At 65.1% G+C, this 19,379-nt stretch carries 21 protein-coding genes; 15 read left to right on the top strand and 6 right to left on the bottom strand.

Translation table 11 applies throughout. The features are described from left to right. Nucleotides 1–6 precede the first annotated feature (6 nt). Nucleotides 7–2,172: a M3 family metallopeptidase gene (locus OKA04_RS05380; protein ID WP_264500109.1), complete on the bottom strand. Its 2,166-nt coding sequence runs from the start codon at nucleotides 2,170–2,172 to the stop codon at nucleotides 7–9. Between the two features lie 112 nt (nucleotides 2,173–2,284). Here OKA04_RS05380 and OKA04_RS05375 point away from each other — a divergent pair, with 112 nt between their 5' ends. The 3 genes from OKA04_RS05375 (at nucleotide 2,285) to OKA04_RS05365 (ending at nucleotide 4,385) form a co-directional block, all read left to right on the top strand. Then, nucleotides 2,285–3,232 carry a sulfatase-like hydrolase/transferase gene (locus tag OKA04_RS05375; protein WP_264500108.1) on the top strand — a complete coding sequence of 316 codons (948 nt, stop codon included), beginning with the start codon at nucleotides 2,285–2,287 and terminating at the stop codon, nucleotides 3,230–3,232. After that, complete coding sequence (locus tag OKA04_RS05370; RefSeq protein ID WP_264500107.1) at nucleotides 3,199–3,684, top strand: sulfatase/phosphatase domain-containing protein; 486 nt, start codon at nucleotides 3,199–3,201, stop codon at nucleotides 3,682–3,684. The genes OKA04_RS05375 and OKA04_RS05370 overlap by 34 nt, the downstream gene beginning before the upstream one ends. 101 nt (nucleotides 3,685–3,785) lie before the next feature. Next, nucleotides 3,786–4,385 carry an NUDIX hydrolase gene (locus tag OKA04_RS05365; protein WP_264500106.1) on the top strand — a complete coding sequence of 200 codons (600 nt, stop codon included), beginning with the start codon at nucleotides 3,786–3,788 and terminating at the stop codon, nucleotides 4,383–4,385. Nucleotides 4,386–4,388: 3 nt separating this feature from the next. Here the strand turns inward: OKA04_RS05365 and OKA04_RS05360 are convergent, their stop codons facing one another. Continuing rightward, nucleotides 4,389–4,739 carry a lysozyme inhibitor LprI family protein gene (locus OKA04_RS05360; RefSeq protein WP_264500105.1) on the bottom strand — a complete coding sequence of 117 codons (351 nt, stop codon included), beginning with the start codon at nucleotides 4,737–4,739 and terminating at the stop codon, nucleotides 4,389–4,391. A 113-nt stretch (nucleotides 4,740–4,852) separates the two neighbouring features. Between OKA04_RS05360 and OKA04_RS05355 the strand changes: the two genes are divergently transcribed. The 7 genes from OKA04_RS05355 to OKA04_RS05325 all read left to right on the top strand — a co-directional run bounded on the left by OKA04_RS05355 (nucleotide 4,853) and on the right by OKA04_RS05325 (nucleotide 11,463). Next, nucleotides 4,853–5,074: an addiction module protein gene (locus OKA04_RS05355; protein WP_264500104.1), complete on the top strand. Its 222-nt coding sequence runs from the start codon at nucleotides 4,853–4,855 to the stop codon at nucleotides 5,072–5,074. Continuing rightward, nucleotides 5,071–5,364 (top strand): type II toxin-antitoxin system RelE/ParE family toxin, encoded by a 294-nt coding sequence (locus tag OKA04_RS05350; RefSeq protein WP_264500103.1) that lies wholly within the window; start codon nucleotides 5,071–5,073, stop codon nucleotides 5,362–5,364. The genes OKA04_RS05355 and OKA04_RS05350 overlap by 4 nt, the downstream gene beginning before the upstream one ends. Before the next feature lie 169 nt (nucleotides 5,365–5,533). Then, nucleotides 5,534–6,292: a nuclear transport factor 2 family protein gene (locus tag OKA04_RS05345; protein WP_264500102.1), complete on the top strand. Its 759-nt coding sequence runs from the start codon at nucleotides 5,534–5,536 to the stop codon at nucleotides 6,290–6,292. A gap of 92 nt (nucleotides 6,293–6,384) precedes the next feature. Beyond that, the gene (gene mgtE, locus OKA04_RS05340; RefSeq protein ID WP_264500101.1) at nucleotides 6,385–7,782 is read left to right on the top strand and encodes a magnesium transporter; all 1,398 of its coding nucleotides are present in this window, start codon (nucleotides 6,385–6,387) and stop codon (nucleotides 7,780–7,782) included. Beyond that, nucleotides 7,779–8,177, top strand: a complete 399-nt coding sequence (locus tag OKA04_RS05335; RefSeq protein ID WP_264500100.1) for a BUD32 family EKC/KEOPS complex subunit — start codon at nucleotides 7,779–7,781, stop codon at nucleotides 8,175–8,177. Before mgtE ends, OKA04_RS05335 begins: the two co-directional genes overlap by 4 nt. A 230-nt stretch (nucleotides 8,178–8,407) precedes the next feature. Next, nucleotides 8,408–9,142, top strand: coding sequence for a M14 family metallopeptidase (locus OKA04_RS05330; RefSeq protein WP_264500099.1), 735 nt, complete (start codon nucleotides 8,408–8,410; stop codon nucleotides 9,140–9,142). Nucleotides 9,143–9,225: 83 nt separating this feature from the next. Further along, the gene (locus OKA04_RS05325; protein ID WP_264500098.1) at nucleotides 9,226–11,463 is read left to right on the top strand and encodes a transglutaminase domain-containing protein; all 2,238 of its coding nucleotides are present in this window, start codon (nucleotides 9,226–9,228) and stop codon (nucleotides 11,461–11,463) included. A gap of 628 nt (nucleotides 11,464–12,091) precedes the next feature. Here OKA04_RS05325 and OKA04_RS05320 read toward each other — a convergent pair. Then, nucleotides 12,092–12,439 (bottom strand): P-II family nitrogen regulator, encoded by a 348-nt coding sequence (locus tag OKA04_RS05320; protein ID WP_211630810.1) that lies wholly within the window; start codon nucleotides 12,437–12,439, stop codon nucleotides 12,092–12,094. Nucleotides 12,440–12,639: 200 nt separating this feature from the next. Between OKA04_RS05320 and OKA04_RS05315 the strand changes: the two genes are divergently transcribed. The 3 genes from OKA04_RS05315 (at nucleotide 12,640) to tdh (ending at nucleotide 15,248) form a co-directional block, all read left to right on the top strand. After that, nucleotides 12,640–12,981 carry a hypothetical protein gene (locus OKA04_RS05315; protein WP_264500097.1) on the top strand — a complete coding sequence of 114 codons (342 nt, stop codon included), beginning with the start codon at nucleotides 12,640–12,642 and terminating at the stop codon, nucleotides 12,979–12,981. Nucleotides 12,982–13,063: 82 nt separating this feature from the next. Continuing rightward, on the top strand, nucleotides 13,064–14,146 hold the full coding sequence (locus OKA04_RS05310) for an acyltransferase family protein (protein WP_264500096.1): 1,083 nt from the start codon (nucleotides 13,064–13,066) through the stop codon (nucleotides 14,144–14,146). 76 nt (nucleotides 14,147–14,222) lie between these two features. Then, nucleotides 14,223–15,248, top strand: a complete 1,026-nt coding sequence (gene tdh / locus OKA04_RS05305; protein ID WP_264500095.1) for an L-threonine 3-dehydrogenase — start codon at nucleotides 14,223–14,225, stop codon at nucleotides 15,246–15,248. Between the two features lie 7 nt (nucleotides 15,249–15,255). On the opposite strand, the gene OKA04_RS05300 is transcribed toward tdh, so the two are convergent. Continuing rightward, a complete protein-coding gene (locus OKA04_RS05300; RefSeq protein WP_264500094.1) occupies nucleotides 15,256–15,660 on the bottom strand; it encodes a hypothetical protein in 405 nt (134 codons plus the stop codon). 50 nt (nucleotides 15,661–15,710) lie between these two features. Then, nucleotides 15,711–16,658, bottom strand: coding sequence for a tRNA lysidine(34) synthetase TilS (gene tilS, locus OKA04_RS05295; RefSeq protein ID WP_264500093.1), 948 nt, complete (start codon nucleotides 16,656–16,658; stop codon nucleotides 15,711–15,713). Between the two features lie 217 nt (nucleotides 16,659–16,875). Here tilS and OKA04_RS05290 point away from each other — a divergent pair, with 217 nt between their 5' ends. Both OKA04_RS05290 and OKA04_RS05285 read left to right on the top strand, forming a co-directional pair. Then, nucleotides 16,876–17,250, top strand: a complete 375-nt coding sequence (locus tag OKA04_RS05290; protein ID WP_264500092.1) for a rhodanese-like domain-containing protein — start codon at nucleotides 16,876–16,878, stop codon at nucleotides 17,248–17,250. Nucleotides 17,251–17,294: 44 nt separating this feature from the next. Continuing rightward, nucleotides 17,295–17,987 (top strand): SGNH/GDSL hydrolase family protein, encoded by a 693-nt coding sequence (locus tag OKA04_RS05285; RefSeq protein WP_264500091.1) that lies wholly within the window; start codon nucleotides 17,295–17,297, stop codon nucleotides 17,985–17,987. 4 nt (nucleotides 17,988–17,991) lie between these two features. On the opposite strand, the gene OKA04_RS05280 is transcribed toward OKA04_RS05285, so the two are convergent. Continuing rightward, nucleotides 17,992–19,371 carry a multiheme c-type cytochrome gene (locus OKA04_RS05280; protein WP_264500090.1) on the bottom strand — a complete coding sequence of 460 codons (1,380 nt, stop codon included), beginning with the start codon at nucleotides 19,369–19,371 and terminating at the stop codon, nucleotides 17,992–17,994. Between the last annotated feature and the right edge of the window lie 8 nt (nucleotides 19,372–19,379).

The following is a 19,379-nucleotide window of genomic DNA, read 5'->3' as shown; positions in this document are numbered from 1 at the left end:
GCCGGGTCACACCCCTGCCTCTTGCCTTTCATCTGCGATCTCCGATCTGCCATCCACCATCGCGGCTCCGGCCAGGCCGGAGCGTTGCAGCAGCGGCTCCAGCTCGGGATCGCGGCCCATGAAGCGGCGGAAGAGCTCGTCCACCGGCTCGGAGTTCCCCTTCGAAAGGATGTGCTCGCGGAAGTCCGCACCGGATTCCGGATCGATCACGCCATTCTCCTGGAAGCGGGTGAAGGCATCGGCGTCCAGCACCTCGGCCCACTTGTAGGAGTAGTAGCCCGCGGCGTAGCCGGTCGGCGAGCTGAAGAGGTGATTGAAGCGGCGCGCCATGCTCGGCGAGTCCGTCTTCATCGGCACGCGGTAGCTGGAGAGGATCTCGCGGTCCACCTCGTCCAGATCCCGGCCGACGTAGCGGTCGAGGCTCGTGTGGAGCTCCAGGTCCAGCTTGCCAAAGGCGAGCTGGCGCATGAAGCCGGTGGCGCTCATGTAGTTCTTCGCCGCGATCATGCGGTCGTAGAGATCGTCCGGGATGGTCGCGCCGGTTTCGTGGTGCTTTGCGAAGTAGTCGAGCGAGCGGCGGTCCCAGCAGAAATTCTCCATGATCTGCGAGGGCAGCTCGACGAAGTCCCAAGGGACATTCGTGCCGGCGAGCGAACGCACCGATACATCGCTCAGCAGGCCGTGGAGGAGGTGGCCGAATTCATGGAAGATCGTCTCGACCTCGCCGTGGGTGAGCAATGCCTGCTTGCCATCCACCGGCGGGCTCATGTTCCCGATGATGAGGCCGAGGTGGGCCTCGCGCGCCGCGCCATTGCCGCCAGGATGACCGGTGAAGAGGCAATTCATCCATGCGCCGCCACGCTTCGACTCGCGCGGGTGCCAGTCGGCGTAGAAGGAGCCGAGGTGCTCGCCGGACTTTGTGTCGAGCAGGTCGTAGAACTTCACCTCCGGATGCCAGACCTCGGGGAGTTGGGAGTCCGATGAGGATTGAGAGTCGGAGCCGCGCTCGAAATAGGCCGCTTCGCGCTCGTGGATCGTGATGCCGAAGAGCTGCGAGCAGAGGTCGAACATGCCGCTCATCACGCGATCAACGGGGAAGTACGGGCGCAGGGCCTCGTCATCGAGGTCGTACTCCTCCTGGCGGCGCTTCTCGGACCAGTAGGCGAATTCCCATGGCTGGAGGCCATCGACGGGCTCGCCGGTCTTCTTGCCCTTGTAGTCGCAGAGCGAGCGATACTCAGCCTGGAAGGGGGCCTCGATGCGGTCGTGCAGGTCTTCCGTGAATTTCAGCGCGGTCGCGCCATTGCGGGCCATGCGGCGCTGCAGGGTGAGATCGGCGAAGTGATCGTGGCCGAGGATGGCGGCCTTCTCCTTGCGGAGCTTCAGGATTTCCCAGACGAGCTGCGTGTTATCCAGCTCGCCCTCGCCCGCCACCTTCACGGAGGCCTCCCAGACCTGGCGGCGGATGCCCTCGTCATCGAGGTGCTGCATCAGCGGGAACATCGACGGCATCTGCAGCGTGAAGCGCCAGGCGGGCTTCTCGTCGGTGGCGAGGCCCTTGGCCTTTGCATTCGCGAGCGCGGCGGCCTTGGCCGAGGCAGGCAGGCCGGCGAGCTTCGACTCGTCCTCGATCAGCAGGTCCCACGCATTCGTGGCGTCGAGCACGTGCTCGGAGTACTGCTTCGTCAGCTTGGAAAGCTCGGCTTCCACGGCGGCCACGCGGGCCTTCTGGTCCTCCGGCAGGTCGGCACCGGACTGGACGAAATCCAGCATCGTCTCCTCGACGAAGCGCTTCTCGACCGGACCGAGGGCGGCCACGGCGGGCGATTCGCCAAAGGCCTTCAGCACGGCCCACAGCTTCTCGTTGAGCGGGATGGAGGCGAAGAACTCGGACACCTCCGGCAGCATCGCATTCAGCGCCGCGCGCTGGGCGGGCTCGTCGCAGACGGAGTCGAGGTGATTCAGGCGTCCCCAGCCGAGGCTCAGCAGGTCGCTGGCCTTCTCGAAGGCACCGAAGGTATTCTCATAGGTGGCCTCGGCGGGCGTGACGGCGCAGACGGCGTCGAGGTTTGCCTTGGCGATTTCGAGTGCCTTGCGGATGTCGGGCTCGACCGCCTCCGGCACGAGTGTGGACCAACGGACATGAAAACCCTCGTCGAGGAAAGGATGCATGGGCCTTTCCCTAGGCCAGCTACCCGCGGGTGGAAATGTCGAATTTTCCGCCGGGGATGTTCAATTCCGTGGCAAGATCGGAACAACCGCCCGCTCCATGAAATCCAGAGGCATGAAGAAACGCTCCACCTGGCCCTCCCTCCTGCTCCGCACCCTCGGCGTGGGGCTGCTCCTGCTGGCCTCCGGGGCAGCCGTGACCGCGGCGGAGAAGCCGAACGTACTGGTGATCCTGGCCGATGACCTGGGCTACGCGGATGTAGGCTTCAATGGCGGCACCATCCCGACGCCGAATCTCGACCGGCTGGCCGCGACGGGGGTGAACCTCACCGGATTCCGCGCCGCGCCGATCTGCTCGCCGACCCGCGCGGGCCTGATGACGGGCCGGTGGCCGCTGCGCTACGGCATGATGCGGGCGGTGGTGCCTCCGTGGTCGAAATACGGCCTCCCTGCGGAAGAAAAAACGATGGCCGAGCTGCTGGCCCCGGCGGGCTACGGGCCGCGCGGGATCACCGGCAAGTGGCACCTCGGCCACGCCAGGAAGGAATTCCTCCCGCTCGCCCGCGGCTTCACGAGCTTCTACGGTCACTACAACGGGGCGATCGACTACTTCACCCATGAGCGCGACGGCGAGACCGACTGGCACCGCGGCGAGAAGACGGTGAAGGAGGAAGGCTACGCGACCGACCTGATCGGCGCGGAGGCGGCGCGCTTCGTCCGCGAGGCACCGGATGAAAAGCCGTGGCTGCTCTACATGCCGCTGAATGCCCCGCACTCGCCGATGCAGGCGAAGGAGGAGGATCTGGCGAAGTTCTCCGGCCTCGGGCCGAAGAAGCGGGTCTATGCGGCCATGGTCCACGCGATGGACCGGGCGATCGGGCAGGTGCTCGCCGCCGTGGAGGCTCGGCCGGACGCGGCGGACACGCTGGTGCTCTTCTTCAGCGACAATGGCGGCATCCCCCGGGCCGGCGGCAGCAATGCCCCCTACCGCGGGGCGAAGCTGAATGTGTACGAAGGCGGCACCCGCTCGTGCGCGGCGATGCGCTGGCCCCGGGCGGTGTGAGCGGCGGGAAGCGCTTTGACGAGAGGATCGGCTACATCGACGTGCTGCCGACCGTGCTCGCGGCGGCAGGCGTGAAGGCACCGGAGAATCTGGACGGCATCGACTTCCTCCCCGCCCTGCGCGAGGGCAAGCCGGTGCCGGAGCGGCCGTGGTTTTCCTACATCCATCAGGACGCGCAGGCACACGCTTCCGTGCACCTCGGCTCCTGGAAGCTGGTCGCGCATGGTGATTTCTTCGCGGAGGAACCCGGGGCCAAGGCCACCTTCGAGCTCTACGACCTGTCCACCGACGTGAAGGAAGCGAAGGACGTGGCCGCGAAGCACCCGGAGAAGGTGGCCGAGCTGCGCAAGCTGCTGCGGGAATTTGGAAGCTGGCAAAAGCCCGGCGTGGGGCCCTATGGCGAGGGTCGCGAGGGCTTCAAGGCTCCGAAGGATTGGGTGATCGGAGGTTAGGACTTGCCCGGCGAGTTTTGGCTTGAAGGAACAGAAGAATCTAACCGCTCACCGGCAAATTCGGGAGTGAAGTTTTCCGCACCTCCGGTAGCTTCACGGCCATGCCGAAGGACCTGCTGGAAGTCAGCCGCGAACTGAAATCGATGGCCGAGGCGGGCCTGCGCTACTCGGACGGCCCCTACGATCTGGAGCGCTACAAGCGGCTCCACGAGATCGCCTCCGAGCTGCTCGGCGCGGAGGAGCGGGAGTTCACCTGGCCGGTGGAATTCGGCTACGCGACGCCGAAGGTGGACGTGCGCGCGGCGGTGATCCAGGACGGCGAGATCCTGCTCGTGCGCGAGTCGAGCACCGGCCAATGGACGCTCCCCGGCGGATGGGCGGACCTCAATGCCAGCCCGGCCGAGAATGCCGCCCGCGAGGTGCTGGAGGAGGCCGGCATCGTGGTCACGGTGAAGAAGCTCATCGCCTGCTGGGACAAGGACCGGCAAGGCCACCCGCGCCAACCGGAGCACGTCTACAAGCTCCTCTTCCTCTGCGAAGCCACCGGCGGCGAGCTCACGCTTTCCCTCGAGACGGACGGCGCGGATTGGTTCCTCCCGGATGCCCTGCCCGATCTCTGCCCGCACCGCGCGGCGGAGCACTACATTACCCACGCCTTCCTCCACGCCGCGAACCCGGACCTGCCGACTTCGTTCGATTGAGGGTCACTTTTCTTTCAGAAGCAGTTCCTTCAGTCCCTTCACCCGCTCCTTCGTGAGGCGGCTGCGGACGCCCTCGTGGACGAGTGGCCACATGCTGCCGCCGCGCGCCTCCGCATCGGCGCGGAAGGCGGCCTCGGCATCGCGCCAGGCGACCCACGCGCGCTGGGACTTCTTCAGGTTTTCCTTTGCCTGGTCATCGAGGTTCGCGACGACCTTCACATACACCTCGTTGAGTTCCTTGTCCGCCTTCCTGAAGCTCTCCGCGGCTTCCGCATTCATCTCCTGCTGGGACTGCGCACGAAGCGCGGCGGGAGCGGCGATGATCAGGAGAAGGCAAAGAGAGAAAAGTCTCATGGCAGCATCCTGCCTCCCCCGCTGTCTGATTTCAACGGGAACCCAAGCCTTCCCTGCATGATCCCGGGAGAATTGCGGCTTTCCCCGAACGGGAATCCGGTCCAAGTTCGGACATGGGAATCGATCAGATTGCACCTGAAGCACTGCGCCTGCCGACCCGCGAGCGTGCTCTTTTGGCGGCATCCCTCTGGGAAAGCATCGGAGACCCCGGGCTGGATGACGAAATGAGTGACGACGACGCCATCGAACTCGCACTCCGACGCGACGCTGAGATCGAAGCAGGAGCAGTGACCCCACTCTCGCATCAGGAACTGATGCAGCGTCTGCGCTCATGAGGGTGGAATATCACCCTGCGGTCGCAATCGAATTGGAAGAGATCCGTGATCACTACGAGAGCTGCTCCGGGCATCTCGGGCATGATTTCATCGATGAATTCGAGCGACAGGTCCTGATGATCGCTGCGCGACCCGAGCGTTGGATGGTGGTTCGTGACGATATCCGGCGTTCCCTGATGAAGCGTTTTCCCTACCAGATTCATTTCAGGATCTTACCGGAAGATGCGATCCGGGTCACGGTGGTGAAGCACCGTAAACGTCACCCCGCCTACGGCATGGGGCGCAGATAGAGATTTCCGCGATGAACCGGATGCAATCCCCTCATGCGCAATGCAAGTGATGCCCGGACATCGGTCGACCAAGGCTACCTCGAAGGCCGTGTAGCGCGAGCATTCCCGCGACCGGCGCAGTGGCACGGATTCAGCGGATGGTCTGGCGACACCCCGCCTGCACCATGCCATGAGCACTCGCGCCGAACTCACCCGCCGTTGCTTCGAAGCCTACGAGAAAAAGGACCGCAGCCTCATCGAGCCGATCTTGGCCGATGACTTCACCTTCAGCAGCCCCATCGACGACAGGATCAGCCGGGAAAGCTACTTCGCCCGCTGCTGGCCGAATAGCAAGCACGCGGGCACCTTCGGAATCGAGAAGCTGCTGGAGGATGGGGATGACGTGGTGGTCACCTATCTGGCCACGGACAAGGCCGGGGCCCGGTTCCGGAATACGGAGGTCTTCACCTTTCGCGGCGACCAGGTGGTCCACGTGCAGGTGTATTTCGGCAGCGATACGGCGGAAAGCGCGAGCCGGGAGGAGATCGAATCCGTGATCGCCCGATGGAACGATGGCATCTGCCGGAAGGACGTGGCGCTGGTGGCGGCGCAAGTCGATGGCGATCCGGTGGGCTACTACCTCGCACCGCCCCTGGTGGCGGATGAGCCGCTGGAAGAAAACCTCGCCGGGTGGTTCGACACCTTCGACGGGCCGCTCCATCAGGAACTCCGCGACCTCCAGGTGAAGGCGTCCGGCCCGGTCGCATGGGCTCATGCTCTCGCGCATCTGAACGGCACGAAGAAATCGGGCGAGAGGACCGACCTGTGGTTCCGGCTGACGATGGGGCTGGAGAAGTCCGCCGATGCCTGGAAAATCCGCCACCTCCACGAGTCGGTGCCATTCCTGATGGATGGCAGTGACAAGGCGGCACTGGACCTGAAGCCCTGAGCAGCCGGCCCCCCTCCTGACCCACCTTTTTTTGGAAGGGCCGTCACCTCTCCGCGCTTGGCGGTGCGGAGTCCGGCCATACACTCCGCCCCATGCCGGACGACGAAGCCAAACTGCCACTCGACGAGCTCATGCGAGCCATCGAGGCGGCGGATTGCAGCGTCATCCGGGAATTGGCCGAGGAGATGCACTATGCCGACCTCGCCCAGGCCTATCAGGAGATCGAGGAGGAACAGCGCGACCTCTTCCTGAAGACCATCGGCCCGGAAAAGGCGGCCGACATGGTGGTGGAGCTGCCGGACTCGATGATCGAGCAGGCACTCGGGGCCTTCAGCCCGTCCGAGCTGAAGGTGCTCTTTCACGAGCTCTCCGACGATGACCGCGTGGACATCCTCCAGGACGTGGGCGATGAGGCACGGCAGCGCTTCCTGGGCCTGCTGGGGCCGGAGGATGAGGAGCTGACCCGCTCGCTGCTGAAATACGAGCACGATACGGCAGGCGGCCGCATGACCACGCGGATCGGCCGCGTCTTCGTCCACCAGACGGTGAAGCAGGCGATCGAGATGCTGCGCCGCGGGCAGGAGTCCACCGAGACGCTGAGCCGGATCTTCGTGGTGGATCAAAAGGGCAGGTTGCTCGGCAAGCTCCGCTTCCGCGACCTCGCCTTCAATACCTGGGACACCCCCGTGCGGGACATCATGCGCGAGATCGGCACGGAGCGCGTGCTGGCCACCGCGGACCAGGAAGAAGCGGCGAACATGCTGCTGAAGTACGACCTCATCGCGCTGCCCGTGGTCGATGAATTCGACCACCTGCTCGGCATCGTCACCCACGACGACGCGATGGAGATCCTCCAGGAGGAAAGCACGGAGGACATCGAAAAGATCGCCGGTATCGGTGGCGAGCAGTCCGAGGAGACGTATCTGAATACGACGATCCTCACCCACTTCCGCCGCCGTGCGGGGTGGCTCACCGGGCTGGCATTCGTGTCCATCCTCTCCGGCTATGTGATGATGCGCTTTGGCTCCATCCTCAGCCAGGTCTTCCTGCTCTCGCTCTTCCTGCCGATGGTGGTGGCGGCGGGCGGGAATACCGGCGGGCAGGCCTCGACCATGGTGATCCGCGCGATGTCGCTCGGGGAGATCAATCCCGGTGCCGCCGGGGAGGTCGCGTGGAAGGAGCTGCGCACCGGCTTCTTCCTCGGCGCGCTGCTGGGGCTGTGCATGGCGCTCTTCACCATGGTGCTGCTGCCCTTCTTCCACCTGCCGCTACCTCCGGGGATGAGCTTGGCAAAGGTGGCGCTCGCGGTAGCCGTGGCACTCACCACGCAGGTCACCTCCGCGACATTCCTCGGCTCGCTGCTGCCCCTCGGTGCGCGGGCGGTGAAGCTGGACCCGGCGGTGGTCTCGGCCCCGGCCATCGCCGCGATCGTCGACGTATCGGGGATGGTCATTTATTTCTCCGTGGCACGCGCCATTCTGGGCTTATGAAGGAACTGAAGGACGGCATCCGCGCCCACGTGCGGCTCGATTGGACGGGAAACGTGCACAAGCGCTTCCGCGGCACCGATGCGGACAAGCGCTACGCCAACGAGGTGGCCGTGCTGAAAGTCCTGCAGGAACGCGGCTGCCCCTACGTACCGAAGCTGGTGGAAGAGCATCCGGACGAACTCTACTTCGTCTCCACGAGCTGCGGCCAGCCGGCCCCGACGATCTCGAAGGAGCGGGCCGACCAGCTCTTCGCCGATCTGGAACGCGACTATGGCGTCCGCCATCTGGACGCGGAGCCGCGGAACATCACCTACGACGCCCGGGCAGGACGCTTCTGCATCATCGACTTCGAGCTGGCGGAGATCCTGCCGTGGCCTGCACCTGGTGGGGATTGAAGCGAACTTTGAGTGCCGGGGCGGCCTCGATCGTGGTCCGCATCGCCCCGCGTGCGGTCGAAGCTATATGATGGCGGACTCCACCACAGGCTCCCCTACCGGCTAAACCGCACGCGGAGCGATGCGGACCACGATGCGCAGCTCCGTCCATTGGCATCGGCCCGGCAATCACGCATCGGGGATCTGAATCCGCTTGATCGGCCCCGGCGGGTCCGGGGCATCCTCCGGGCGTGGCCTTCGAGCTCCTGTCCTTCCTTGCCGAGTTCGGCGCGCTTGCCGGTGAACGTGGATTCACCGCGCGGACGCTGTGCCACACGGCAGCGGGACCGCTGGTGGCATGGGAAAAGCCGGGCGAAGGCCCCGCAGGCTACCTGTCCGCCGGGATGCATGGCGACGAACCGGCAGGACCTTGGGCCGCACTGGAACTGCTGAGGCAGGGCGCCTTTGACGATGGCCCGTGGCTCGTCTGCCCGGCCCTGAATCCCACCGGACTGGTCGCCGGCACCCGCCACAATGCCGCGGGCGTGGACCTGAACCGCGACTACTGGAACCGCAGTACCGAGGAGGTGCAGGTGCACGCGGCGTGGCTGGAATCGCTGCCCTGCCCGCGGATCTTCATCTCGCTCCACGAGGACTGGGAAACGAGCGGCTTCTACTTCTACGAGATCAATCTGGGGGACGATCTGCCGGACCGCGCAGCCTCCATCCTGCAAGCGGTGGAGCCGTGGTTCCCGCCGGAGGAGGGAGCGCTGATCGACGGCCACGAGATCCGCGACACCGGCTGGATCTACCACGCCGCGGAAGCGGACCTCCCGGGGAATTGGCCGGAGGCGATCTTCCTGGCAAAGCGCGGCTGCCCGGTCTCCTTCACCTTCGAGACGCCCAGCGCGAATTGCCTGCAAGACCGCATCGCCGCCCACGTCGCGGCAGCACAGGCGGCGGCGGCATTCGTCAGCGGATCCTGACATCAAAGCGAATCGATGCTCACTTTCCGGAACAAAAAAATCCGGAGATTGATCGCGCTGCCCGCTTCGCTAGGGTGCGCGTCATGCGATTTTTCCTTCCCCTGCTCGGGCTGGCGGCCGCAGCGCTCGGCGCGCCGACCGACGACTTCATCACCGCCGCGAAGGCGAAACACGGCGAGGCCGGCGAGCGCGCCGCCAAGTTCCTCACGGAACACATGCCGGCCAAGGACCGCGAGTCGCTCTCCGCGGACTTCCTGTCGGACAATCTGAACCTCGCCTTCCAGGCTCGCGAGGAATTCCCGTGGGCGAAGCAGGTGCCGGAGGAGATCTTCCTCAATGACGTGCTGCCCTACGCGGTCTTTGACGAGACACGCGAGGAGTGGCGGAAGGACTTCCTGGAGAAGGCACGCCCGCTGGTGAAGGACGCGAAGACGGCGACCGATGCGGTGCAGGCGCTGAACCGCGAGTTCTTCAAGATCATCAACGTCCACTACAATACCGGTCGCAAGGCGCCGAACCAGAGTCCGAGCGAGTCGATCGCGATCAACAAGGCGACCTGCACCGGCCTCTCGATCATCCTGGTGGATGCGTGTCGCGCGGTGGGCATCCCGGCCCGCGCCACCGGCACGCCGCTGTGGGCGAACGAGCGCGGGAATCACACTTGGGTGGAAGTGTGGGACGGCGGCTGGCACTTCACCGGTGCCGACGAGTATGACAACGACGGGCTGAATCGCGGGTGGTTCGTGAACGATGCGGCGCAGGCCAAGGCGGACGAGCCGAAGTATGCGATCTACTCGACCTCGTGGAAGAAGGACGGCCTTTCCTTCCCGATGGTCTGGGCACCGGGCAGCCAGGCAGTGGCAGCGGTGAATGTGACCGCGACCTACGCGAAGGCCCCCGAGGCGGCCCCGCTGGCAAAGCTGGGCGTGCGGATTTTCCAGAAGAAGGGCGGCGAGCGCCTGGCGGTGCCGCTGACGCTGCTGGACGAGAACGGCAAGAAGATCGGCGAGGCCGAGACGAAGGCCGGTACGGCGGACCTGAATGACATGCCGCGCTTCGAGCTGAAGCCGGGCGCGAAGGGTTGGCTGCGATTCTCGAAGGACGGCGAGCTCCGCGAGATGGCCTACGGTCCGCTGGAAAAGGGCGACCCTACGGTGGACGCGAGCTGGGAGGAGATGGCCCCGGTGCCCTGCGCGGTCTCGACCGTGGAGGTGTGGCTTTCCTCGGACCGGAAGGGCGATGACCTGCCGGGCGACCTGAGCAAGACGGACGCCGCCCGCGTGACGAAGCTGCTGGCGGCCGATCGCTCGGCAGCACTGGCCGGAGAGCGGAAGGATGAGCTGGAGAAGAAGGCGATCACCGTGGATGGCAAGACGCTGCGCTGGCTGGAGAAGACCTTTGGCGAAGCCCCGGCGGACGGCCGCAGCCTGTGGATCTCCATGCACGGCGGTGGCAGCGCGCCGCCGCGGGTGAATGACCAGCAGTGGCAAAACCAGATCCGCCTCTACGAGCCCGCCGAGGGCATCTACATCGCGCCGCGCGCACCAACCGATACTTGGAACCTGTGGCACGAGAGCCACATCGACCCGATGTTCCAGCGCCTCATCGAGGACCACGTCGCACTGCGCGGCGTGAATCCGAACAAGATCTACCTGATGGGCTACTCGGCCGGCGGCGATGGCGTCTGGCAGCTCGCGCCGCGCATGGCGGACCGCTACGCCGCGGCGGCGATGATGGCGGGCCACCCGAACGAAGCCTCGCTGCTGGGCCTGCGGAATCTTCCCTTCGCGATCTTCATGGGCGGCAATGACGCGGCGTACGACCGCAACAAGATCGCCGCGGCGAAGACCGCCGAGCTGGACCAACTCGCGAAGGACGACCCGGGCGCGTATGTCCACATGTCCCGCATCTACGAGGGCCTGCCGCACTGGATGAATCGCAAGGACGCCGAGGGCGTGCCGTGGATGGCAGGCTTCACCCGCAATCCGTGGCCGAAGAAGATTGTCTGGCTACAGGACGACATCACACACGACCGCTTCTACTGGCTGAAGATCACGGACAAGGCGGCGGCGAAGGCCGGTGAAAAGATCGTGGCCACGGTGGAGGGACAGACCATCCGCCTGGAGGGCGATGTCCCTGCGAAGACGGAACTGCGGCTTTCCGACGAGCTGGTCGATCTGGACCAGCCGGTGAAGGTCATCGTGAATGGCAAGCAAGTGCACGACGGCAAGGTCGCCCGCACGGCGACCGCGATCCGCACGACGCTACAGGAACGCCTCGATGCCCCGGCTGCCGCCAGCGCGGTGCTGGTGCTGCCATAAGGCAGGCCGTGAAAGCGGAGCCGCGCCAATGGGTGTGGCTCCGCCGCGGGGAGGCTTCCCTCCTGGGAGCGCGGAGCCACTGGCCCGCAGAAGCACGGGGGCGGGCCGCTACATGAAGCGGCCCGCATGGGCTGCACGGCATGACCTCAGATTGCCCGGCGATTTCATCCCAAAGCTCGGCGTTCCTTCTTCCCCATGAGAGCGTTATTTTCCAGATGGAAGCCGGGCATTGCCGCGCGATGACCGGAGAGTCCGGGAAGAGCGATCAGCGATCCACGCTGCGATCTTCTCGCGCCTCACGACGAAGCGAGGCGGACTCCACCGGTCGCTTCCGTGGTGTCACCACCACGACTACGGAGGATGGAGAAATGCCGCTCACTTGTACGGTCCGCACGGCCAACCGTAGTCGCACTGGTGACAGTGGGGAAGCTACCCCTGTAGCGGACCGCTCCGGTGCTTCTGCGGGCCAGTGGCTCCGCGCTCCCAGCGGGCGCTCCCAGCGGGGATTCCCGGTGAGGGCGGCTTCCTAGACTGGGTTCAAACTCTAGGCACCACCTCCTTCCGCCCACGAAAAAGCCCGACTCCCTGGGGAGAGCCGGGCGATGACCTGGGAAAAATTTGGGTGGTCTCAGTTCACGGCAACCGCGGACGAACCGGTCTCGCCGGTGCGGATGCGGATGGCTTCCTCGATCGTGGAGATGAAGACCTTGCCGTCACCAATCTTGCCGGTGTTCGCGCTCTTCACAATGGCCTCGGCCACGCCGCCGGCCTGCGCGTCGTCCACCACGATTTCGATCTTCACTTTGGGAAGGAAGTCCACGGTGTACTCGGAGCCGCGGTAGATTTCCGTGTGGCCTTTTTGACGGCCGAAGCCCTTCACTTCAGTCACGGTCATGCCCTGCACACCGACTTCGGCAAGGGCTTCTTTCACTTCCTCCAACTTGAACGGTTTGATGATCGCTTCGATTTTCTTCATGGTGCGGCGGATTGGTCGATTGAGCCTTGAGCAATGCCCGTGCCAATTGAGGCAGGGAATTTTTAGAAACTGCGTAATGCTACGTCCGGTCATGTTAGTTGGCCAGCGGAAATCCGGTCAATTTCAAGCGTTTCCGGCGATAATCGTGACATCGCGAAAGCTTGGCCTAATTTTTGGAAAAATTCGAAAACCTGTCCGAAATGCGCGATAAGCCCTCATTCCGAAACAACCCCTCATATCGGTTTCGGGTAGTGGTCTGGATCATGCCGACGTGCTTCGGATATGCCGCCGCGGAGCTAATAATCCTGCTTCAGCGGCACATTCCTTCGGTTGAGAACGACACATGGTTCTATGGGTGGATCTTCGCGAGCTTCATCGCAACCTGTTGCCTCGGCATGCTTGACCGGAAGCTGATCGATCCAAGAATCCCGACCGACAAGATCTTCCCACCACTTACTGCATTTATCATCCTGCAGTGTCTCGTCGTCCCCTTTGCCGTGCTGTCCGTGATACTGATAACCCGCTATGCACTGCTGCTGTGAAAGTGTCCGTGGATCCAGCGGCAAGGATCCCTCGCATTTTTTCCCTGTGATCTCCCGCCGCTCCTGACAGCGTCGCACCACCTTGTCCGCACCGCGAAACACCCAACTGGATGGCTGGCGCGCCTTCGCCGTGCTGGGCGTGATGTGGCTGCACTGGGCACCGCGGGAGTGGCGCGGGGCGCTGCCTTTCGAGATCGGCCTCTACTTCTTCCTCACGCTCACCGGCTTCCTCATCACCCGCGTGCTGCTGCGGGACCGGGATGCCGGGGAAAAGCTGCAGAAGCCGTGGCGGAAGATGGCCACGCGGCACTTCCTGAAGCGCCGCGCCATCCGCATCCTCATCCCGTGCTACGCCGCCATGGCCTTCGCCTGGATCTGCGCGGCCCCGGACATGCGCGCACACCCGTGGGTGTATCTGACCCATGTCTCAAATCTCCACATGGCCTACCTGCCCGACTATCCCTCGGGCACGGCACACTACTGGACGCTGGCGATCCAGATGCAGTTCTACTTCCTGTGGCCGCTGCTGATCTTCTTCTCTCCACGGCGGATGCTGGCTCCCCTGCTGACGGGCTTCGTGATGCTGGCCCCGCTGAGCCGCTGGGTGCTGCTCCACCATTTCCCCGAGATCCCGCACCCCGGTGCGATCTCCACCTGCGCCGCGGACTACTTCGCCGTGGGGGCGCTGCTCGCGCTGGCGATGGAGCGCGGAATGCAGCCGGGCGATTGCCGGGTGCGCATCGCCGGGTGGATCGCCTTCGCCTCCTACGTGATACTCTACTGCCTGGATGAGGCGGACCGCTCCGTGCCCGGGCTGCGGCACTTCCAGCAGACCTTTGTCTCCATTCTCTTCGCCGCGCTGATCTCCGCGACGCTCCACGGCTTCACCGGCCCGCTGGGGAGAATTCTGGAGCACCCGGTGGCGCAGCACATCGGCCGGATCAGCTACGGGCTTTACCTCTTTCACACCACCGTGCCGCTCGCGCTGGGCACCGTGATGCCGATCCTGTGGCACCCCGTCTTCGAGCATCCCACCTTCCACGGCCCGCTGCTCGGCGTTCGGCTCATCTTCTTCGCGCTCGCCTCGTGGGGCGTGGCGTGGCTGTGCTGGCGCTACCTGGAGCAGCCTTTGGACCGATTCCGCCAACCGTCCCGCGCGGCTTAGTCACTTTTCCCGGGCGGAAAACATTTCCCTAGTCCGCCCCGGGGGGCCGTGCACGATTCCTCGCGCACCTCATCTGATGAAAGCGCTCGTCAAAGCCACCGCCGGTCCCGGACTCGAAATGATGGACGTCCCGATGCCCGAAGTGGGCCCCATGGACGTGCTCATCAAGATCAAGAAGACCTCCATCTGCGGCACCGACGTCCACATCTGGAAGTGGGACGCCTGGGCAGAGCGCACCATCCCGGTGCCGATGCACGTGGGCCATGAATTCTGCGGCGTGGTCGAGGCGGTGGGCGAAGGCGTGACCGACATCGTCCCCGGCGAACTCGTCTCCGGTGAAGGCCACATCGTCTGCGGCCGCTGCCGCAACTGCCTCGCGGGCCGCCGCCACCTCTGCCCGGAGACGCTGGGCGTGGGCGTGAATCGCCCGGGTGCCTTTGCCGAGTATCTTTCCATCCCGTATCGCAACGTCTACAAGGTCGATCCCTCGATCCCGGAGGAGGTCATCTCGTGCTTCGACCCGCTGGGCAATGCCGTCCACACCGCGCTCTCCTGGGACCTGGTGGCGGAGGACGTGCTCATCACCGGTGCCGGCCCCATCGGCTGCATGGCCGCGGCCGTCTGCCGCTTCGCAGGTGCCCGCCACGTGGTGGTGACGGACGTGAATCCCTGGCGCCTGGAGCTCGCGAAGAAGCTCGGTGCCACCCGCACCGTGAACGTCGCCGAGGAGTCCCTGTCCGACGCGATGAAGTCGCTGGGCATGAAGGAAGGCTTCGACGTGGCGCTGGAAATGTCCGGCCACCCATCGGGCCTGAATGACATCCTCAACCACACCTCGAATGGCGCGAAGGTCTCCCTGCTCGGCATCTTCCCGGACAAGGTGGCCATCGACTGGGACAAGGTCATTTTCAAAGGCCTCGTCCTGAAGGGCATCTACGGCCGCGAGATGTTCGAGACGTGGTACAAGATGAGCAGCATGATCCGCGCGGGCCTGGATATCTCGCCGGTGATCACGCACCGCTTCCCCATCGCCGACTTCAAGAAGGGCTTCGAGACGATGATGTCCGGTCAATCCGGCAAGGTGGTGCTGGAGTGGGATTGAGCGGCGCTCACTTCTTCGGCTCCACCAGCGGGATCTTGTAGGCCTCCCCTGCTTGGCCACCGCTGCCAGCCCCGCCCGTCTCCGCCGCGCGATGGCTCACGCGCAGGGTGGCCTGCCGCGCGAGATCGGTGGGCAGCATGAGGTAAACGGATACTCCCTCCGGCCCCTCGGTGAAGCTCACGGGAACATTGAGGTCGAGGCCCGTTTTGCTCGCACGTTGCAGATAGACGGACTGGACGGGCGTCGCATGGGCGTCCTTCGGGATGCGGACACGCACCGTGGTCGTCCTGGTCGTGGCGTCTTCCTTGATCATCGCGGTGAACCGCTTGTCTTCGGAAGGATCGGCAGCAAGCGGTGCGGTGACGGCCAGCAGGATGACGGCGAACGAACGGAGGGAAGGGAAAGATATCATGGCGGTATGACCGGAACCAATCACACACGCCGCACCCTGGCGAGCCTCCGCTACACGATGAAGATCCTGCCCGCCCTCCGGCGGAGTACCCGGTCGCCCGGCAGATTGACCGCGGGCGGCCCGTCTGCATCGAGCAGCGTGAGGCCGCGCGCGACGAGATCGCGCGACAGCTCCGGGACGCCGGAAGTACGAAGGTAATCGTACAAGCACGCCGACTGGACCTCGCGCGGCAGCGTGCGCAGCCGTGGCACGTGCAGGCGACCCTGCGGATCGAGCGCCGCCGCTTGCTCCACGGCCCATCGCTCGATCACGCGCAGCTCGTCCGAGGAGTCTGCCGCACGATTCAGCAAGGCGGTGATATCCCGTCGTGCGATGTCCGAGAGCAGGGGCAGCGCTTCATTGCGGAGGCGATTCCGTGCGGCAATGGGTTCCGCATTCGACGCGTCCTCGCGCCACGCGATCTTTTCGGATACGAGCCAGGCGAGCAACTCATCGCGTCGCATCGTCAGGAGCGGCCTCAGACATTCCACCGGCTTGCCGTCCATCTGGAGCACCTGCTCCGCGCGCATGCCGGAGAGGCCGCGGCTGCCGCGCAGGAGATTCCACAGGATGGTCTCCGCCTGGTCATCGGCGTGATGCGCGAGCAGCAGTCGCGGGCAGCGGTGCTTCCGGGAGCAGGCTGCGAAAAAGGCATGGCGGGCATCGCGGGCGGCGGTCTCGAGCGAGTCGCCCGTTTCACGGATCATCGCCTGCACGTCCGCCTTGCCGGATTCACACGGGTAGCCGAGCGAGGCCGCGAGCTTCTCCACGAATCGCGCATCCCCCGCCGACGCCTGGCCGCGCAGGCCATGGTCGAGATGGCAGACCACGACATCCCGGAAGCCAGCGCGATGCAATAGGTGAAGCAGCGCCACCGAGTCCGCCCCGCCGGAAATGCCCGCAAGGTAGCGCCGCCGCCTGGAGGCGGACTGGAACCAGGGAATCTCCGGCACAGGCACGGCACAGGCATGACCGGACGACGCCGGTTTTCAAGCGGTGATGTCTGGATAAGAAGATGGGGAACAACAAAACGAGCGAAACGAACGAAAATGGAAATGCAGCCAAGCCGCCTCGGTCCGGTCTTCTGACTTTCGTCAATTTCGCCCGCTTCGTTGTCGATCCTCCCGCCAGTCAGGAGCCCTTGCCCGAACGCCCGATGCGCACGAGAATGCCATCATGAAAATCGCAGCCGCTCTCGCCCTCCTCGCCCTCGCCACTCCCCTGTCCGCCGCGGAGGCACCCGCTCCCGTGAAGATCGAGCAGACGGAGAAGCATCTCGCCGACGGTGCCCAGCTCCTCGACGTGCGCACGCAGGAAGAGTGGGATGAGGGCCACATCAAGGGCGCGAAATTCGTGCCCATCGCGAAGGACGGCTTTCTCGAAGGGGCCAAGGCGGCGCTCGATCCGAAGAAGCCGGTGCTCGTCTATTGCAAGTCCGGTGGCCGTAGCGCCCGTGCCGCGAAGCAGCTCCGCGAGGCTGGCTTCACCGTGCATGACCTCGCCGGCGGCATCACCGCGTGGAAGAAGGCGGGCAAGCCGGTGCAGAAATGAGGCGCGGCAAGACGCGCTTGCCAACCAGCGTAAGATCCCTGCCGATGAAGTGGCTGCTCCTTCCATTCCTCCTGCTCTTCGCAAGCTGCGCCGGGCACGCCCGCGAACCGCAGGTCCCCGCGGCATTGCGCGCGGAACTGGCGAAAACGTGGCCGCACAACCGCACCATCCACCTCGTCTTCCACGGCCACAGCGTGCCTGCGGGGTATCACCGCACGCCGGAGGTGAAGCCCTTCGACTCCTACCCTCTGATGGCCCTGGGGAAGATCCAGAAGGCGCATCCCCATGCGGTGATCAATTCCATCGTCACGGCGATCGGCGGCGAGGACAGCGTGAAGGGCGCGGCGAGATTCGAGAAAGACGTGCTCACGCTGCGGCCGGACATCGTCTTCATCGACTACGCGCTGAACGATCGCCGCGTGCCCGTGGAGGACGTGGAGAAAGCATGGCGGTCCATGGCGCGCGCCGCGAAGAAGAAGGGCGTGCCCGTGGTCTTCCTGACACCCACCGGCTCGCGGGGAGCACAGATCGATTCACCTGACGAGCCGCTGGAAATCCGCGCCGCCATCATCCGCAAGGTGGCCGCGGAGGAAGGCGTGCTGCTGGCTGACGTGTGGGCCGCGTGGAAGGCCGAGCTGAAGCGCGGCGTGAAGCAGGACAGGCTGCTCGCCCAGGCGAATCACCCGAACCGCAAGGGGCACGAGATCGCGGCAAAGGTGATCGCGGACCTCTTCTGACCGGTCACTCCTTTCCGTGCTCGATGAGGGGCCAGAACTTGTCCCAATCGAAGGGCCGGGAAAATTCGCCGTGGTGGCAGGTGACGCAGTCGCCCGGGCCCACCGGCCGGAACTTGAAGGCGGTCTTCTTCCCGTCGCGGAAATGCGCGACGTGCTCGCTCGCCGGGCCATGGCAGGACTCGCAGCCGACATCGACGAGCTTCTCCTTTCCAAACGGACGGCGATAGCCGGACGGACGCCCGAAGCCGACGGTGTGGCACTGGATGCAGTGCGGATCGGCATCGGAGCCCTTCTTCTCAAGTGTCTCGAAGGCATGGCCGTGGCCGCTCTTCTCCCACGTCTCATACGCCTTCGGGTGGCAGCTCTGGCAGGTCGCGGAGCCGACATAGGTCGCAGGTGGCTGGACGCCGGGGATGGCGCTGGGATCGACGGCATCCGGATCATCCACGGCGAGCGGCGTGCTCCGGATCTCGTCGCGGAATTCACGCACCAGCTCCTGCAGGTCCACGTGCTGCGGGATGCTCTCTTCCAGAAGCGTGATCTCGTAAACAGGATCTAACAGACGGGTCCGGGGCTGGCCATCGAGCGTCGCCGTCAGCGTGCCCACGGTGCGCGCTTCATTCGTCGTGTAGAGCACGATCGAGTCGTTCTCGCGGATCATGTCCTGCGCCGGACCACCGACGTCGCCGCCGAGAATGAGCGCGAGTTCATAATAGTCGCGGGCCAGGCGGCGCAGCTCGGCCTCCTTTGCGAATGCGAGCAGCACGATGAGATCCGTCTTCTCACGCAAGGCCGGGAGGTGCCGCCCGATCGCCTCGTCGAGGCTCAGCACGGCCAGCCCCTCGCCGGGATCGGTGACGCTGGTCGGCGAGACCACGCCGAGGATCCCGATGCGGCGACCGCCCTTCTCAACGATGCGATAGGGATCGAGGATTTCCTTCCGCGTGGTGGCGTCCACCAGCGAAGCGCTCACTAGCGGCACCGCCGAGGTGGAGGAGAGCGAGGCGATGGTCTTCGCGGGGATCGCCGCCTCGGCAGCGCCCATGTTCAGCGCCTCGAAGCCCATCTCCTGATAGCCGCGGGCGAGGTAGCGGTATTGGATGAGATCGTAGTCATTCACCCCGGCGAGTGCGCCGCCCACATCCACCATGAGCGTGTCGTGACGCTCCGGCCTCGCCTCCAGCCAGGTCATGAGACGGGTGAGGCCGCCATGCTGGCCGGTGAAGCACCCGCACGGCTCCAGCCTGCCGGAAGTGTCGCAGGTGAAGTGGATGGTCAGCTTTTGCGCGGCAGCGGGCTTTGCCCCGGGAGACCGGGTGTAATAGATCGCCGCAGCGGCGACCACGACAGCGAGCCCAAGGGCGATGAGGAGGACTTTCTTCACGCGGGAAT

It is taken from the genome of Luteolibacter flavescens, from assembly GCF_025950085.1.
GTDB lineage: Bacteria > Verrucomicrobiota > Verrucomicrobiia > Verrucomicrobiales > Akkermansiaceae > Haloferula > Haloferula flavescens.
This window is presented reverse-complemented; position numbering and strand designations above follow the sequence as displayed.